This window comes from Massilia sp. 01N417 (genome assembly GCF_056399645.1).
Map to the genome: position 1 here is coordinate 33,970 of NZ_JBFTRS010000015.1, position 17,700 is coordinate 51,669.

Annotated in this window: 12 protein-coding genes; 4 read left to right on the forward strand and 8 right to left on the reverse strand. The window is 65.9% G+C overall.

What is annotated here, in order from left to right; all coding sequences use genetic code 11:
* Nucleotides 1-453: 453 nt before the first annotated feature.
* Entirely contained in the window at nt 454-1,218 is a 765-nt protein-coding gene (xth, locus tag AC1DOQ_RS16535) for an exodeoxyribonuclease III (protein WP_477366377.1), read from the forward strand.
* Here the strand turns inward: xth and AC1DOQ_RS16540 are convergent.
* The 6 genes from AC1DOQ_RS16540 to prpB form a co-directional block, all read right to left on the reverse strand.
* Nucleotides 1,199-4,078 (reverse strand): sensor domain-containing protein, encoded by a 2,880-nt coding sequence (locus tag AC1DOQ_RS16540; RefSeq protein ID WP_477366380.1) that lies wholly within the window; start codon nt 4,076-4,078, stop codon nt 1,199-1,201. The two genes, xth and AC1DOQ_RS16540, sit on opposite strands and share 20 nt — an antisense overlap.
* A 140-nt stretch (nt 4,079-4,218) precedes the next feature.
* The gene (prpF, locus tag AC1DOQ_RS16545) at nt 4,219-5,421 is read right to left on the reverse strand and encodes a 2-methylaconitate cis-trans isomerase PrpF (protein ID WP_477366383.1); all 1,203 of its coding nucleotides are present in this window, start codon (nt 5,419-5,421) and stop codon (nt 4,219-4,221) included.
* A gap of 119 nt (nt 5,422-5,540) precedes the next feature.
* Nucleotides 5,541-8,153, reverse strand: a complete 2,613-nt coding sequence (gene acnD / locus AC1DOQ_RS16550) for a Fe/S-dependent 2-methylisocitrate dehydratase AcnD (protein ID WP_477366386.1) — start codon at nt 8,151-8,153, stop codon at nt 5,541-5,543.
* On the reverse strand, nt 8,150-8,671 hold the full coding sequence (locus AC1DOQ_RS16555; RefSeq protein WP_477366389.1) for an N-acetyltransferase family protein: 522 nt from the start codon (nt 8,669-8,671) through the stop codon (nt 8,150-8,152). Before AC1DOQ_RS16555 ends, acnD begins: the two co-directional genes overlap by 4 nt.
* Before the next feature lie 44 nt (nt 8,672-8,715).
* Nucleotides 8,716-9,885, reverse strand: a complete 1,170-nt coding sequence (gene prpC, locus AC1DOQ_RS16560; RefSeq protein ID WP_477366391.1) for a bifunctional 2-methylcitrate synthase/citrate synthase — start codon at nt 9,883-9,885, stop codon at nt 8,716-8,718.
* A 22-nt stretch (nt 9,886-9,907) separates the two neighbouring features.
* Nucleotides 9,908-10,798, reverse strand: coding sequence for a methylisocitrate lyase (gene prpB, locus AC1DOQ_RS16565; RefSeq protein ID WP_477366393.1), 891 nt, complete (start codon nt 10,796-10,798; stop codon nt 9,908-9,910).
* 267 nt (nt 10,799-11,065) lie between these two features.
* Here prpB and AC1DOQ_RS16570 point away from each other — a divergent pair, with 267 nt between their 5' ends.
* Both AC1DOQ_RS16570 and AC1DOQ_RS16575 read left to right on the forward strand, forming a co-directional pair.
* Complete coding sequence (locus AC1DOQ_RS16570; protein WP_477366396.1) at nt 11,066-12,679, forward strand: M20/M25/M40 family metallo-hydrolase; 1,614 nt, start codon at nt 11,066-11,068, stop codon at nt 12,677-12,679.
* Between the two features lie 2 nt (nt 12,680-12,681).
* On the forward strand, nt 12,682-13,797 hold the full coding sequence (locus tag AC1DOQ_RS16575; RefSeq protein WP_477366399.1) for an alpha/beta hydrolase: 1,116 nt from the start codon (nt 12,682-12,684) through the stop codon (nt 13,795-13,797).
* A 146-nt stretch (nt 13,798-13,943) separates the two neighbouring features.
* Here AC1DOQ_RS16575 and AC1DOQ_RS16580 read toward each other — a convergent pair whose 3' ends face one another.
* Both AC1DOQ_RS16580 and AC1DOQ_RS16585 read right to left on the reverse strand, forming a co-directional pair.
* Entirely contained in the window at nt 13,944-15,605 is a 1,662-nt protein-coding gene (locus tag AC1DOQ_RS16580) for a cation acetate symporter (RefSeq protein WP_477366402.1), read from the reverse strand.
* A complete protein-coding gene (locus AC1DOQ_RS16585) occupies nt 15,602-15,964 on the reverse strand; it encodes a DUF485 domain-containing protein (RefSeq protein ID WP_477366405.1) in 363 nt (120 codons plus the stop codon). Before AC1DOQ_RS16585 ends, AC1DOQ_RS16580 begins: the two co-directional genes overlap by 4 nt.
* A gap of 111 nt (nt 15,965-16,075) precedes the next feature.
* Between AC1DOQ_RS16585 and prpR the strand changes: the two genes are divergently transcribed.
* The gene (gene prpR / locus AC1DOQ_RS16590) at nt 16,076-17,698 is read left to right on the forward strand and encodes a propionate catabolism operon regulatory protein PrpR (protein ID WP_477366408.1); all 1,623 of its coding nucleotides are present in this window, start codon (nt 16,076-16,078) and stop codon (nt 17,696-17,698) included.
* Nucleotides 17,699-17,700 lie beyond the last annotated feature (2 nt).

Genomic DNA, 17,700 nt, shown 5'->3' on the forward strand with positions numbered 1-17,700 from the left:
TACTGCAACTTTTTCTTCCAGAATGGAAAAAGATACGAAATCGTTCCGTGTCTTGCCGCGATTGTTACATATTGTCACAGTCAGGCCGTGTTTGCCAGACCTTGTCATATGTTTTTCTTATCGAGCAATGATTTTACGTCATCAACGTTGCTTTTTGTGCAAATTATTACAACCACGCACGGTTTCAAAAGAAACTTTCATAAATACAACAAATGGCTTTGAACAGGACCAAGGGCGCGGTGATCGATAACATCTTCCTTTGCACCTCGCAACGAGGTAAAGCAACATTCGTTCCTTCTCAAGTAAATTTCATAAAATCAAATAGTTAGCGTTTTCCTTTTCAAGCGTGTCCGCTGTCCTGTAAGTAATTCCGACAAGCATCGACTAAAGACGTTCTCATAAGCTGGTTGAACCATTAAGATGCAGGTCCGTTTGATCTTTCGACACCCATTAATGAAAATCGCCACCTGGAACGTAAACTCTCTCAAAGTGCGCCTGCCGCACCTGCTCCAATGGCTTGCCGCCAATCCGGTCGACGTGCTCTGCATCCAGGAAACCAAGCTCACCGACGACAAGTTCCCCGTCGCCGAGATCAATGCCGCCGGCTACCAGGTCGCCTTCACCGGCCAGAAGACCTATAACGGCGTCGCCATCCTCTCCCGGCATCCGCTGAGCGACGTGGTGCGCAACAACCCGCATTTCCCGGACGAGCAGCAGCGCCTGATCGCCGCCACCGTGCAGGGCGTGCGGATCATCTGCGCCTATGTGGTGAATGGGCAGGCGGTCGGCTCCGACAAGTACGCCTACAAGATGGCCTGGCTGTCCGCCCTGCGCGAGTGGGTGAAGGAAGAGATGGCGGCGCATCCGGACTTCGCGATCCTGGGCGACTACAATATCGCGCCGGACGACCGCGACGTCCACGACCCGGCCGAGTGGGAAGGCCAGATCCACTGCTCCGAACCGGAGCGCGACGCCTTGCGCGCGTTGTTCGGCCTGGGCCTGACGGACGCCTTCCGCCTGTTCGAACAGCCGGAAAAGCAGTACAGCTGGTGGGACTACCGGATGATGGCCTTCCGCCGCAACCGCGGCCTGCGCATCGACCACATCCTGCTGTCGCCGAGTCTTACGCAGCGCTGCACCGCCTGTACGATCGACCGCGAGCCGCGCAAGTGGGAGCAGCCTTCGGACCACACCCCGGTCATCGCAACGCTCGGCTGAACAGCGGCGGTATCTCCTCGGCGGCGGCCGGCTTCGCGAACAGGTAGCCTTGCAGGTAAGCGCAGCCGTGCCGGTGCAGCAGGTCCATCTGGCCCTCGGTCTCGACCCCTTCGGCCACCACCGACAACTGCAGGCTGCCGGCCAGCGCCATGATGGCGGCGACGATCGCCTGGTCCTCGCTGCTGGATTCCAGGTCGCGCACGAAGGCGCGGTCGATCTTGATCTTGTGGACCGGGAAGCGCTTCAGGTAGGCCAGGCTCGAGTAGCCGGTGCCGAAGTCGTCGATCGACAGGCGGATGCCCATCTTCGAGATCTGCCCCAGCGTTTCCAGGGTCTGCTGGCCGTGCTGCATCAGCGCGGTCTCGGTGATCTCGAACTCGAGCAGGCCCGGGTCGATCCCGGTGTCAATGAGGATGCGGCGGATCGAATCGATCAGGCCGCGGTGCATGAACTGGCGCGCCGACAGGTTGATCGCCAGCGGCACCGCCGGCAGCCCCGCGCGCTGCCACGCCACCGCCTGTTCGCAGGCGGCGCGGATCACCCACTCCCCCACCGGCACGATCAGGCCATTCTCCTCCAGCATCGGGATGAAATCGTCGGGCGCGACCAGGCCGTGGCCGGGACGGCGCCAGCGCAGCAGCACTTCCAGGCCCCGCACGCTGCGCTCCCGCATGCAGACGATGGGCTGGTAGAACAGCGTGAATTCGCGGCGTTCGAGGGCGCCGTGCAGGCTGGTCTCGAGTTCGAAATGGCGCGCCGCGGCCACGTTCATGCGTTCGGCGAAGAACTGGTAGTTGTTGCGGCCCGAAGCCTTGGCGTGGTACATCGCGGCATCGGCCTTGCGCATCAGGGTCTCGACGTCCTCGCCGTCGTCCGGGCACAGGCAGATGCCGATCGAGGGCGAGATATGCAGGCTGCGGCCTTCGAAGCGCACCGGCTCGGCCAGCGCGCCGATGATCTTCTCGCCGACCAGCGCGCATTCCTCGGCCGCGCGCACGCCCGGCACCAGCACCACGAATTCGTCGCCGCCCAGGCGCGCCACGGTGTCGACCGCGCGCACCACCTTGCACAGGCGGTTCGCGACTTCCTTCAGCAGGTGGTCGCCGGTCAGGTGGCCGAGCGAATCGTTGATGGTCTTGAAGCGGTCCAGGTCGATGAACATCACGGCCAGCTTGCGGCCGTCGCGCCGTGCCGCCAGCATCGCCCGGTCCAGGCGTTCGGAGAGGAGCGCGCGGTTCGGCAGCCCGGTCAGGGCATCGTGGTAGGCCATGTGGTGGACCCGCGCCTCGGCCTGGCGGCGCTCGACGATCTCGGCCTGCAGCAGCCGGTTCGCGCCGGCCAGTTCGGCGGTGCGCTCCTGTACCCTCACCTCGAGCTCGTCGCGCGCGCGGCGCAGGGCGTCGGCCGCCTCGCGCTGGTCGGTGACGTCGTCGATCAGCCAGACGCTGCGGCCGCTGCTCTCGGCCAGGTCGAAGGGCCGGCCCGACAGGCGCGCCCAGAAGCGCGTGCCGTCGCGCCGCATCAGCTGGTGCTCGGCCATGTGCACGCGGCCGGCCGCGAAGTCGCTGCGGGTCTGGCGGCGCGCCTCGTCCCAGCTGGCGGCGTCCGGATAGAGCGCGCGTACCGACGCGCCCTCGATCGCGCCGCCGGCAAAGCGGAACAGCTCTTCCATCTTGCGGTTGCAGCGCAGCGTGCGCCCGTTCTCGACCACCGCGATGCCCAGCACCGCGTTGTCGAGGATGGCCTGGTTTTCGAGCAGGGCGTTGCGCAGCGATTCCTCGTCGCGCTTCTGGCGGGTGCGGTCCTCGATCATCCAGATCGTGCCCTGGGCCGGCGACTCCCGGTTGATCGCATAGCCGATCAGCCTGACCCACATCGGCGTGCCGTCCTTGCGCACCATGGTGCTCTCGGCCTCGAAGGGCTTGCCCTGCCCGAGCACGCTGTAGGCCGCCACGCCCAATTCGTCGAAAGTCTGGTCGTCGGCATACAGGATGCGCGTCAGGCGCTCCAGGGTCTCGCCTTCACGGTAACCGAACATGCGGTCGAAGCTGCTGTTGGCGCGCGTGATGACGCGCTCGCGGGTGAAGAAGATGCCGATCGAGGCATTGGTCATGATCGCCTGCACCTCGATCAGGGCCTGGCGCGCCTCGGTGACGTCTTCCAGGATCCAGATCGTGCCGGCCTCGCGCGAGCTCATGTCGACCGCCTTGGCGCGGATGCGGCACCAGACCAGCGAACCGTCGCGGCGGCGCAGCTGGATCTCGGCCTGCTCGAACAGATCGCCGGCGGTCAGGACCTGGATCGCCTTCTCCATGAAGGCTTCGTATTGCGTCCGCGAGACGAAGAATTCGACCGGGTCGCGCCCGACCAGTTCGCAGGCGTCGTAGCCCAGCATCTCGGCCATGCGCGGATTGCAGGACTTGACCAGGTGCGGCAGGGTGACGACGATGCCGACCGGGGCGTGTTCGAGCACCGCGGCCTGCTCCATGCGCGCACGCTGGTCGGCCTGGCAGGTGCCGGGCAGTTCGCCGAACACGAAGGTGGCCCCGGCAATGCCGGCGTCCGCCGGCAGCGGCCGCGCCCTCACCTCGACCGCCACGTCGCGCGCGCCGGCGGCGAGCACGCCGCTCCAGCGCCGTTCGCCGCCCGGCGCCAGGGCGGTCTCGTGCAGCGCCTGCGGGACATTGCGCTCGCAGAACAGCGCCGGCAGCGTGCGGCCCTCGGGCGGCGCACCGAGCAGCCGCCCGAGCGCCTCGTTGGCCGCCCAAATCATGCCCTGCGCGTCGCAGGCGCACGCCGGCGCCGCGAGCAGCGCCAGCGCTTCGGCCACCAGGGCCGGTTTGCTCGTTACACGATCCATCCCTTGTTCCAGTCTCCGGGTCCGTCCATGGGACCTCTATTTCCCAGGGGAATCATAAACCACAAATCACTGGAAATATCAAACTGGCAAAAAAAAGGCCCGCCGTGTTGTACGGCGGGCTCATCGGATAAATACGCTTGCTAGAAGGCGTCGCCGGGAACGCGTACGAAACCTTCCATCAGCACCCGGGCGCTGCGGCTCATCACGGCCTTCCTGACGACCCAGTCGCCGTCCTCCTGCTCGGCCTGGGCGCCGACGCGCAGGGTGCCGGACGGGTGGCCGAAACGCACGGCTTCGTGCGCACGGCCGCCGGCGGCCAGGCTGACCAGGGTGCCGGGAATCGCCGCCGCGGTGCCGATCGCCACCGCCGCCGTGCCCATCATCGCGTGGTGCAGCTTGCCCATCGAGAGCGCGCGCACCAGCAGGTCGATGTCGTCCGCTTTCACCTGCTTGCCGCTCGACGCCGTGTAGTCGGCGGGTGGCGCGACGAAGGCGACCTTGGGCGTGTGCTGGCGCCGCGCCGCCTCTTCCAGGTGCGCGATCAAACCCATGCGCATGGCGCCGTGGGCGCGGATCAGTTCGAACATCGCCAGCGCCTTCGGGTCGCCGTTGATGTCGTCCTGCAGCTCGGTGCCCTTGTAGCCAATGTCGGCGGCGTTGACGAAGATGGTCGGGATGCCGGCGTTGATCATCGTGGCTTTCAGGGTGCCGACGCCGGGCACGTCCAGTTCGTCGACCAGCTTCCCGGTCGGGAACATCGAATTGCTCCCTCCTGCGCCGCCCTCGCCTTCCTCGGCCGCCGGGTCCATGAACTCCAGCTGCACTTCGGCCGCCGGGAAGGTCACGCCATCCAGTTCGAAGTCGCCGGTTTCCTGGACCTGGCCATTGGTGACCGGAACATGGGCGACGATGGTTTTCTGGATGTTGGCCTGCCAGATCCTGACGGTGACGGTACCGTTTTCCGGGATGCGGCCGGCCTCGATGAAGCCGTTGGCGATGGCATACGGACCGATCGCCGCCGACAGGTTGCCGCAGTTGCCGCTCCAGTCGACGAAGGGCTTGTCGATCGAGACCTGGCCGAACAGGTAGTCGACGTCATGGTCCGGGCGCGTGGCCTTGCCGACGATGACCGTCTTGCTGGTGCTGGAAGTGGCGCCGCCCATGCCGTCGATCTGCTTGCCGTAGGGGTCGGGGCTGCCGATCACACGCATCAGGAGCTTGTCGCGCGCCTCGCCGGGGACTTGCGCGGCTTCGGGCAGGTCCTGGAGGCGGAAGAAGACGCCTTTGCTGGTGCCGCCACGCATATAGGTGGCGGGGATTTTAATCTGTGGGACGTGGGCCATATATGTGAGCTCCTTTGACCTTGTAGGGTGGGCACACCGTGCCCACGCGTGAAGTCAGCATTGCGCCAGCTTTCGCGTGGGCTCGGGGAGCCCACCCTACGAACAACCATCGACCTTAATCAAGCAGCGACTTTGGTGGTCGCCAAAAAGTCCTGCGCAAACCGCTGCAGCACGCCGCCGGCCTCGTAGATCGATACCTCTTCCGCCGTATCCAGGCGGCAGGTTACCGGCACCTCGACCGTCTCGCCGTTCTTGCGATGGATGACCAGCGTGAGCGTCGCGCGCGGGGTGCGCTCGCCGGCCACGTCATAGGTCTCGGTACCGTCCAGGCCCAGGGTCAGGCGGGTGGTGCCCGGCTGGAATTCCAGCGGCAGCACGCCCATGCCGACCAGGTTCGTGCGGTGGATGCGCTCGAAGCCCTCGGCCACGATGGCTTCCACGCCCGCCAGGCGCACACCCTTGGCCGCCCAGTCGCGCGAGGAGCCCTGGCCGTAGTCGGCGCCGGCCACCACGATCAGCGGCTGCTTGCGCTCCATATAGGTCTCGATCGCTTCCCACATGCGCGTGACCTGCCCTTCCGGCTCGATGCGGGCCAGCGAGCCGGCGCGCACGCTGCCGTCGGCATTCCGCACCATCTCGTTCTTGAGGGTCGGGTTGGCGAAGGTCGCGCGCTGGGCGGTCAGGTGGTCGCCGCGGTGGGTCGCGTAGGAATTGAAGTCCTCTTCCGGCAGGCCCATCTTGTGCAGGTATTCGCCGGCCGCGGAGTTCATCATGATGGCGTTCGAGGGCGACAGGTGGTCGGTGGTGATGTTGTCGCCCAGCACCGCCAGCGGACGCATGCCCTTGAGCGTACGCTCGCCGGCCAGCGCGCCTTCCCAGTAGGGCGGACGGCGGATATAGGTGCTCATCGGGCGCCAGTCGTACAGCGGCGACACCGCTTCTTCCGTCGATTCCTGGCGCGCGAACATCACGTCGTAGACCTTGCGGAACTGCTGCGGCTTGACCGATTGCTCGACCACGGCGTCGATCTCGGCATCGCTCGGCCAGATGTCGGCCAGGCGGATTTCCTTGCCATCGGCGCTAGTCCCCAGCACGTCCTTTTCGATGTCGAAGCGGATCGTGCCGGCGATCGCATAGGCCACCACCAGCGCCGGCGACGCCAGGAAAGCCTGCTTGGCATAGGGGTGGATGCGACCGTCGAAGTTGCGGTTGCCGGACAGGACGGCGGTCGCGTACAGGTCGCGCTCGACGACTTCCTTCTGGATGACCGGGTCCAGCGCGCCCGACATGCCGTTGCAGGTGGTGCAGGCAAAGCCGACGATGCCGAAGCCCAGCTTTTCCAGTTCCGGCAGCAGGCCCGCCTCTTCCAGGTAGAGCGCCACGGCCTTCGAGCCCGGCGCCAGCGAGGATTTCACCCAGGGCTTGCGCAGCAGTCCCAGCCTGTTGGCGTTCCGCGCGATGAGGCCGGCGGCGATCATGTTGCGCGGGTTGTTGGTGTTGGTGCAGCTGGTGATGGCGGCGATGATCACGGCGCCGTCCGGCATCAGGCCCGGCTCGTTCTCCACCCGCATTTCCGCTGGAATGGCGATGCCCTGGGCCGCCAGTTCCGAGGTCGGCACGCGCTTGTGGGGGTTGGAGGGTCCGGCGATGTTGCGCACCACGGTCGACAGGTCGAACCGGAGCGTGCGCTCGTACTCGACCTTGGCCAGGGTGTCTGACCACAGGCCGGCTTCCTTCGCATAGGTCTCGACCAGCTTCACCAGTTCGTCGTCGCGGCCGGTGAGCTTCAGGTACTTGATGGTCTGCTCGTCGATCGAGAACATGGCGGCGGTGGCGCCGTATTCCGGGGCCATGTTCGAGATCGTAGCGCGGTCGCCCAGGGTCAGGTTCGACGACCCCTCGCCGAAGAATTCGAGGTAGGCGGACACCACCTTGGACTTGCGCAGGAACTCGGTCAGCGCCAGCACGATGTCGGTGGCGGTGATGCCGGGCTGCGGTTTGCCGGTCAGCTCGACGCCGACGATGTCCGGCAGGCGCATATAGGAAGCACGGCCCAGCATGACGCTCTCCGCTTCGAGGCCGCCGACGCCGATCGCGATCACGCCCAGGGCGTCGACCATCGGGGTATGCGAGTCGGTGCCGACCAGGGTGTCCGGGAAGGCCACGCCATCCTTCACCTGCACCACGGGGCTCATGCGCTCGAGATTAATCTGGTGCAGGATGCCGTTCCCCGGCGGGATCACGTCGACGTTCTGGAAGGCCTTCTTGGTCCACTCGATGAAGTCGAAGCGGTCTTCGTTGCGGCGGTCTTCGATGGCGCGGTTCTTGGCGAAGGCGTCCGGATCGAAGCCGCCGCACTCGACCGCCAGCGAGTGGTCGACCACCAGCTGGGTCGGCACCACCGGGTTGACCAGGGCGGGATTGCCGCCTTGCAGGGCGATGGCGTCGCGCAGGCCGGCCAGGTCGACCAGGGCGGTCTGGCCCAGGATGTCGTGACAGACCACGCGCGCCGGGAACCACGGGAAATCGAGGTCGCGCTTGCGCTCGATGAGCTGTTTCAGCGAAGGCACGAGGGCCTGCGGCTCGCAGCGGCGCACCAGGTTTTCGGCCAGCACACGCGAGGTGTAGGGCAGGCCGTCCCAGGCGCCCGCCTGGATTTCCTCGACCGCGGCCTTGGCGTCGAAGTAGTGCAGATTGGTCCCGCGCAGGGGTTTGCGATATTGGCTGTTCATGATGGATCAGGTGAAACCAGAGATAAGAACAGGTGCTGCGTGGCGCAGTACCTGCCCTCGTGGAAGATGGCATCCGGCTGGCAGCCGAATTGCTGGAAGCCGAGGCTGTCGTACAGGCGGCGCGCCGGCGCGTTGTCCTCGTTGACCACCAGCGTGAGCTGGCGGATGTGGCCGAGCGAGCGGGCAAAAGCGATCAGGTGCGCCGTCAGCAGGCGCCCGATGCCGGCGCCCTGGTGGCTGCGCTCGACCATCAGGCTGTTCAGGCTGGCGACGTGACGCAGCCGCCTGCCCTCCTTGGCGCGCAGGCAGATGGCGCCGACCAGAGCGTCTCCGTCGAAGGCGCCGAACCAGTGGTAGTCCGGCCTGGCCAGGCGCTCCGCATGCCAGGCGAGGGATTTGCCGAGCGCCTCTTCGTAGTCGGGACCGTGCGCGAACTGGAAGTCGCGCAGGCTGGCCAGGCGCAGGGCGCGGTAGGCGGCTGTGTCGCTTGGGGTGAGTTGGCGAATGGTCGGGTCCATGGTATTTGCCGTCGTTCCCRCGAAGGCGGGAACGACGGTGGTGATTACTTACGCTCCGCCAGCGGCACGAAGGTCAGATCCTCCGGCCCCACATAATTCGCGCTCGGACGAATGATCTTGTTGTCGATACGCTGCTCGATGATGTGGGCCGACCAGCCCGAGGTGCGCGCGATCACGAACAGCGGCGTGAACATCGCGGTCGGCACGCCCATCATGTGGTACGACACCGCCGAGAACCAGTCCAGGTTCGGGAACATCTTCTTCACTTCCCACATGACCGATTCCAGGCGCTCGGCGATGTCGAACATCTTCATCGAACCGGCGCTGGCCGACAGCTGGCGCGCGACTTCCTTGATCACCTTGTTGCGCGGGTCCGAGATCGTGTACACCGGGTGGCCGAAGCCGATCACGACTTCCTTGTTGGCGACGCGGTTGCGGATGTCGGCTTCGGCTTCGTCCGGGTTCTCGTAGCGCTTCTGGATCTCGAAGGCGACTTCGTTGGCGCCGCCGTGCTTCGGACCGCGCAGCGCGCCGATCGCGCCGGTGATGGCCGAGTAGATGTCGGAGCCGGTGCCGGCGATCACGCGGCCGGTGAAGGTCGAGGCGTTGAACTCGTGTTCGGCGTACAGGATCAGCGAGGTGTGCATCGCTTTCACCCACTCATCGGACGGCTTCCGGCCGTGCAGCAGGTGCAGGAAGTGGCCGCCGATCGAGTCGTCGTCGGTCTCGACTTCGATGCGCTTGCCGTTATGGCTGAAGTGGTACCAGTACAGCAGCATCGAACCCAGCGATGCCATCAGGCGGTCGGCGATGTCGCGCGCGCCCGGGATGTTGTGGTCGTCCTTTTCCGGCAGGGTGCAGCCCAGCACCGAGACGCCGGTGCGCATCACGTCCATCGGGTGCGAGGCGGCCGGCAGGGCTTCCAGCGCGCTCTTCACTGCTTGCGGCAGGCCGCGCAGCATCTTCAGCTTGGCCTTGTAGCCTTTCAGTTCGGCGGCGGTCGGCAGCTTGCCGTGCACCAGCAGGTAGGCGATCTCTTCGAATTCGGAGGTGTCGGCCACGTCCAGGATGTCGTAGCCGCGATAGTGCAGGTCGTTGCCGGAGCGGCCCACCGAGCACAGGGCGGTATTGCCGGCGGCGACGCCGGACAGGGCGACGGATTTCTTCGGTTTGAACGTCGTCGGGGTCTCGTTCTGCGTGGTCTGATCGGTCATGGTTAAGGTCTCCGTAGTCGAATTATTTGGCTTTGTTCTGGGCAAACAGGGCATCGAGCTTCTGTTCGAAGCTATGGTAATCGATGCGGTCGTACAGTTCGGCGCGGGTCTGCATGGTATCGACCACGCTCTTCTGCGTGCCTTCGCGGCGGATGGTCTCGTAGACGTTCTCGGCCGCCTTGTTCATGGCGCGGAAGGCCGACAGCGGATACAGCACGATGTCGACGTCGGCGCCCGCCAGCTCGTCGACCGTGAACAGCGGGGTCGAACCGAATTCGGTGATGTTCGCGAGGATCGGCACCTTGACCGCCTTCTTGAACTGGGCGTACATCTCCAGGCTGGTGATCGCTTCCGGGAAGATCATGTCGGCGCCGGCTTCGACGCAGGCAACCGCGCGCTCCACGGCCTTGTCCAGGCCCTCGACGGCCAGCGCATCGGTGCGCGCCATGATGACGAAGTTGTCGTCGGTGCGGGCGTCGACGGCGGCCTTCACGCGGTCGACCATCTCGCCCTGGCTGACGATCTCCTTGCCCGGACGGTGGCCGCAGCGCTTGGCGCCGACCTGGTCTTCGATATGGCAGGCGCCGGCGCCGGCCTTGATCAGCGAGCGCACGGTACGGGCCACGTTGAAGGCGGACGAGCCGAAGCCGGTGTCGATGTCGACCAGCAGCGGCAGGTCGCAGACGTCGGTGATGCGGCGCACGTCGATCAGCACGTCTTCCAGGCCCGAGATGCCGAGGTCGGGCAGGCCCAGGGAGCCGGCAGCCACGCCGCCGCCCGACAGGTAGATCGCGCGGTAGCCGGCGCGCTTGGCCAGCAGGGCGTGGTTGGCGTTGATCGCGCCGATCACCTGCAGCGGATGTTCTTCCTGCACGGCCTGGCGGAATTTGGCGCCTGCGGAGAGTTGGCTCATGTCCTCTTACCTTTCAATGATGCGTTGACGGGAATATGCCATCAGTAATGCAAACGGCGTGCCAAGCCAATCGGCAGCGCCCTACCCCGTGTTTTCAAGCACTTGCGCCGTTCCGCCGTGCGTGTTTCGGCATCGACGTTTCATGAACGTTTCATTTTGAAACATCGTTGCGCAACACGCAAGCCCAGATCTTGTTCGCACAGCCGTTTGCTCAGGCGTAGAATCCCTTGCGCAATTCCTTTTTGACAAATACAACCAAGAGGATCTATGTGCGACATTCGTAAGGCCGGCCTGCTCGCCGGCATCGCCCTGCTCTGCTTCGGCGCGCGTGCCGAACCGGTCGACGCCAACACCATCAACCGCATCGCCGACGAAGGCTATAACCGCGGCCAGGTCGTGAACCTGGCGGCCTACCTGACCGACCGCATCGGCGGCCGCATGACCAATTCGCCGGCCATGCGCCAGGCGGAAAAGTGGACCCAGCAGATGTTCACCAGCTGGGGCCTGAAGAATGTCCACGCCGAAGGCTACGATTTCGGACGCGGCTGGTGGATCGAATCCTCGAGCGTGCGCATGGTCGCGCCGCGGCCGCTGGCCCTGACCGCGATCCCGGTGGCCTGGACGCCGCCGACCCGCGGCACGCTGAGCGCGCCGATCGTCGTGGCGCCGGTCCGCCACGTGCGCGACCTGGCCCAGTACAAGGGCAAGGTGAAAGGCAGGATCGTGCTGGTCAGCTATCCGGAAGCGCCGAAGGACGACACCAGCGCCACCTTCAAGCGCTACGACGAGGCCGAACTGGGCAAGCTGTCGACCTACGACCAGCCGCAGTACGATCCGGACCAGTCGTTCGACATGTACAAGAAATACTTCGAGCAGGCGCGCGAGATCGACCGCTTCATGGCGGCGGAAGGAGCGCTGGCGCTGGTCAAGATGTCCTACCGTAACGGCGGCCTGGTGCAGGGCGAAGGCTACTTCCACCGCAAGGGCGAGACCGTCGCCCTGCCCGAAGTCGAGATGGCGGCCGAGGACTACCGCCGCCTGGCGCGCCTGGCCAAGGTCGGCGAAGTGAAGCTCGAACTGAACAGCAACGTCCACTTCGACGACCGCGACATGAACGCCTACAACATCCTGGCCGAGATCCCGGGCAGCGATCCCCAGGCCGGCTATGTGATGGCGGGCGCCCACCTGGACAGCTGGGTGGCCGGCGACGGCGCCGCCGACAATGGCGCCGGCTCGGTGGTGGTGATGGAAGCGGCGCGCATCCTCTCGCAGCTGGGCGTGAAGCCGAAGCGCACGATCCGCTTTGCACTATGGTCGGGCGAGGAACAGGGCCTGCTGGGCTCCCTGGCCTATATCAGGAACCACATCGCGACCCGCCCGCGCCCAAGCAATCCGGAGCACGCCAAGCTGCCCGAGTTCATGTGGGAGAGCTACCCGGTCACGCCGCTGCCCGGCTATAACGAGATGGCCGCCTACTTCAACCTCGACAACGGCTCGGGCAAGATCCGCGGCATCTACGCCGAGGGTAACTTCGCGGCGATCCCGGTGCTGAAGAACTGGCTCGCTCCCTTCGACAGCCTGGGCGCGAACAAGGTCGTGGCCAAGAAGACCGGCGGCACCGACCACCAGGTCATGGCCGGCATGGGCCTGCCCGCCTTCCAGTTCATCCAGGACCCGCTCGACTACGGTTCGCGCGTGCACCACTCGAACCTCGACACCTTCGACCACCTGCGCACCGAAGACCTGCGCCAGGCCGCGGTGATCATGGCCACCGTGCTGCTGCAGGCTGCCGAAAGCGACACGCCGATGCCGCGCAACGTGCTGCCCAAGCAGCCGACGCCGACCGATCCCTTCCACTACCGCGATCCGGCCAAGGAGTGAGGATGAAGCGCGCAACCGCATCGCTTGCCTGCGCGCTGCTGCTGGCCGGCCCGGGTGCGAACGCCCGGGCCGACGGCATCGCCGGCCGGCTTGATGCCGTGAAAATCGTCGCCGGCATGCGCCGCATCGTCACTCCGCAAGGCATCGAAAAGACGCAGGCGGTGAAGATCGGCGGCATCGAGCAGTGGATCAGCGTGCGCGGCGCCGACCTCCGCAACCCGGTGCTGCTGATGCTACACGGCGGCCCGGGCTATGTCGCGATGCCGACCAGCTGGTACTTCCAGCGCGGCTGGGAAGAGTATTTCACGGTCGTGCAATGGGACCAGCGCGGCGCTGGCAAGACCTACGCCGCCAACGATCCGGACAAGGTGGCGCCGACCATGACCCGTGCGCGCATGCTGGCCGACGCCGAGGAGATGGTGGCCTGGCTGCGCAAGGAATTCGGCAAGCAGCGCATCTATGTGCTGGGCCATTCCTGGGGCAGCTCGCTGGGCATCGAACTGGCGCAGCGCCATCCGGACTGGCTGCACGCCTATATCGGCATCGGCCAGATCACGGATGCGCCGGAGAGCGAGCGGCGCGGCTGGCGCTTCGCGATGGACGCGGCGAAGAAGGAGAACAATCTCGAAGCGGTGCGCGAGCTGGAATCGATCGCGCCGTATGCCGCGCCGGGCAAGCAGGTAGCGCTGAAGGACCTCTACCTGCAGCGCAAATGGCTGGGCCGCTACGGCGGCGCGGTGTATGGCCGGACCGGTTTCGACGCCGAGGCGGCCGCGGTGAAACTGTCGCCGGAATACACGGATGCGGATCTAGAGACCATCTGGGACGCCACCGAGTTCTCGTCCAGCCGCCTGCTGGCGGAGACGGTCTCGCTGGACTTCAGCGGCTACACGACATTCCACTGCCCGATCCTGATCCTCAACGGACGGCACGACTACAACGTGTCCTCATCGGCCACGGCGGAATGGTTCGGGAAGGTGAAGGCGCCGGCCAAGCAGCTGGTGTGGTTCGAGCACTCGGCGCACGAGATCTTCAACGAGGAGCCGGGCAAGACCCTGGTGTCGCTGGTGCGCTATGCGCGGCCGTTTGCGGAGAAGGCGGGCGACGTCGCGCCCTGAAAATCGCCGTCGCCCCCTCGAAGGTAAAAAACCTAGCCGATCAAGCGGCCGGGTTTTTTTATGTAGGGTGGGCTCCCCGAGCCCACGCGAAAGCAGGCAAGACGCAAACGTCCTCGTGGGCACAGCGTGCCCACCCTACATGCCGATTAGTGCGCCGAAGCCGCAGCAGCCCCGATACCAGTCTCCGAACGCACTTCCTGCGCCTCGAAACCAGCCTTGTCGATCGCCGCACGCGGGCTCTTGTCGGTGACCGAGAACAGCCACACGCCGACGAAACCGACGATCATCGAGAACAGGGCCGGCGAGGTGTACGGGAAGATCTCGGTCTTGTTGTGGAAGACGTCGACCCACACCGATTTCGACAGCACGGTCAGGATCACGGCGGTGGCCAGGCCCAGGAAGCCGCCGATGGTGGCGCCGCGGGTGGTGCACTTGCTCCACAGGACCGACATGAACAGCACCGGGAAGTTGGCCGAGGCGGCGATCGCGAAGGCGAGCGACACCATGAAGGCGACGTTCACGGTTTCGAACACGTAACCCAGGCCCACGGCGATGATGCCGAGGATGACGGTGGTGATCTTCGAGACGCGCAGTTCGCTGCCCGGGGCCGGCTGGCCCTTCTTTATGACGGTGGCGTAGATGTCGTGCGAGACGGCCGAGGCGCCCGACAGGGTCAGGCCGGCCACCACCGCGAGGATGGTCGCGAAGGCCACGGCCGAGATGAAGCCGAGGAAGACGTCGCCGCCGACGGCGCTGGCCAGGTGCACGGCCGCCATGTTGTTACCGCCCAGGAGCTTGCCTGCCGCATCCTTGAAGGCGCTGTTGGTACCGACCAGCACGATCGCGCCGAAGCCGATGATGAAGGTCAGGATGTAGAAGTAGCCGATCCAGGTGGTGGCCCACAGCACCGACTTGCGCGCTTCCTTGGCGCTCGGGACGGTGAAGAAGCGCATCAGGATGTGCGGCAGGCCGGCGGTACCGAACATCAGCGCCATGCCGAAGGAGATGCCGGAGATCGGGTCCTTGATGAAGTTACCCGGGCCCATGATCGAGTCCTTCTTGGCGTGCACTTCGACGGCCTTGGCGAACAGCTGTTCCGGGCTGAAGTTGTACATGGCCAGCACCGAGAAGGCCATGAAGGAGGCGCCCGCCAGCAGCATCACGGCCTTGATGATCTGGACCCAGGTGGTGGCGGTCATGCCGCCGAACAGCACGTAGACCATCATCAGGATACCGACCAGCACCACGGCGATGCTGTAGTCCAGGCCGAACAGCAGCTTGATCAGCTGGCCGGCGCCGACCATCTGCGCGATCAGGTAGAACAGCACGGTGACCAGGGTGCCCGAGGCGGCGAACATGCGCACCGGCTTCTGGGCGAAGCGGTAGGCGGCGACGTCGGCGAAGGTGAAACGGCCCAGGTTGCGCAGGCGCTCGGCCATCAGGAAGGTGATGACGGGCCAGCCGACCAGGAAGCCGATCGCATAGATCAGGCCATCGAAGCCGTTGGCGAACACCGCGGCCGAGATGCCCAGAAAAGAAGCGGCCGACATGAAGTCGCCGGCGATCGCGAGACCGTTCTGGAAGCCGGTGATGCCGCCGCCCGCGGTGTAGAAGTCGGACGCCGAGCGGGTGCGCTTGGCCGCCCACTTGGTGATGAACAGGGTCAGGATGACGAACACGGCGAACATCGTGATCGCGGTCCAGTTGGTGGCCTGCTTGGTGGCCTGGCCCAGGTCGGGCGCGGCGATGGCGGCGTTGGCTGCGGCGAGAGCGGCCAGCGCGCCGGCGTTGCGGATCAGGTTCTTCATGCTGCGCGCACCTTGTTCGGCTGGTTGGTCGGTGCGGCCTGGCCGGGCTGGCCGGCAGCGGCATTGCGCTGGATGGCGTCGGTCAGGGCGTCGAATTCGCTGTTCGCGCGGCGCACGTAGATGCCGGTGACGACGACCGTGAACAGGATCACGAACAGGCCCAGGGGCACGCCCCAGGACATCACGCCCGCACCGATACGGGAACCCATGAATTCCTTGTCGAAGGCGTTCAGCAGGGTGAAGCCGTAGTACACGACCATCACGGCCCAGGTCAGCATCCAGCCATAGCGGGAGCGGGTCTTGACCAGCTTCTGGTAATTCGGGTCGCTCTTGACCCGTTGAACAATATCTTGATCCACTTTTGTCTCCAATACTTTTAGTCATGCCTTTTATGCAGGCTGTTTGCGATCCTACGGGCCGGTCCTTACCCGATTCTTACGGCATGGGTCGGATTCCACTACACTTGCGATATGAGTCATCCCACCCGCACCCTGCACGAGGGCCTCGACAAGCCTGTGATCTGGACCGTTTCCGTGTCCCGCCTGTCGGATCTGTTCCGCGACATCACCCTCGAATACGACCACCTGGCCCAGATCGAACCGCTGCACCTGGGTTTCGACGACGCCGCGCGCCACATCCGCGAGCGCATGGCGACGGACCATTGCGACGTCGTGATCGCGGCCGGCTCGAACGCCGCCTACCTGAAGGGACGCGTGTCGGTGCCGGTGGTGGTGGCGAAGGCCAGCGGCAGCGACGTGATGCAGGCGCTGGCGCGGGCGCGCCGCCTGTCGCCGCGGGTCGCGGTGATCAGCTACCAGCAACCGATGCCGGAACTGGCGGAGTTCGCGGCCACCTTCGGCCTGACCATCGTCCAGCGCACCTATGTGACGGAGGAAGATGCGCGCGCCGCCATCGACGAGCTGAAGGCGGACGGGATCGGGGCGATCGTCGGCGCGGGTTTGATTACCGACCTGGCCGAGGAAGCCGGCCTGAAGGCGGTGTTCGTGTATTCGGCGGCCTCGATCCGCCAGGCCTTCGACGACGCGCTGGAGATGGCGCGCCTGACCCGCCTGGAAGCGGGACGCGGACGGCGCGGCAGCCCCGATCCGCGGCGCGCGCGGCGCGGCCTGAACGACCTGCGCGGCGACTCGCCGGCGATGGAGAGGCTGCGCCAGGCCGTGGTGCTGTACGCACGCTCGCCGGCAACGGTGCTGATCCAGGGCGAGACCGGCAGCGGCAAGGAACTGGTGGCCCAGGCCATCCATCGCGAGAGTCCGCGCCGCGGCGCCCTGCGTCCCTTCGTCGCCGTGAATTGCGGCGCGATCGCCGAGTCGCTGCTGGAATCCGAGCTGTTCGGGCACGAGGAAGGCGCCTTCACCGGCGCACGGCGCGGCGGCCGTGCCGGTTTGTTCGAAGCGGCCAACGGCGGCACCCTGTTCCTCGACGAGATCGGCGAAATGCCCCTTAGCCTGCAGACCCGCCTGCTGCGCGTGCTGGAAGAACGCGAAGTGATGCGGGTGGGCGGCACACGGCCGGTGCCGATCGACGTGCGGGTGATCAGCGCCACCCACTGCGACCTCGACGCCCGCGTGCGCGAGGGACGTTTCCGCGCCGACCTGTTCTACCGCCTGGCGGTGCTGCGCCTGGCGCTGCCGCCCCTGCGCGAACGGCGCGCCGACATCCCGCAGCTGGCCGAATGGTCGCTGAAGAACGCGATGGCGGCCCTCAGCGCCCGTCCGCATCCGAACCTGGCCGCCGAGATCGCCGCCTGCGCGCCGCTCCTGCAAGCCTATGCCTGGCCGGGCAATGTGCGCGAGCTGCGCAACCTGATGGAGAGATTGGCACTGTTCCTGGCCGCCGAGCCGCTGCAGGCCCTGACGCCGGCCTTCCTGCTGTCGGTGGCGCCGGAACTGGGCCAGGCCCTGCCTTCGCCGCCCCCGTCCGCTCCCCTGCCCGCCACGGCCGTTCTTGCATCGTCGCATGAAAGCGTGGCCGAGGTGCTGGCCCGTTTCGGCGGCCAGCGCGAAGCCGCGGCCCGCCACCTGGGCATCAGCCGGACCACGCTGTGGCGGCGCCTGAAATCCGGCGCCTGACT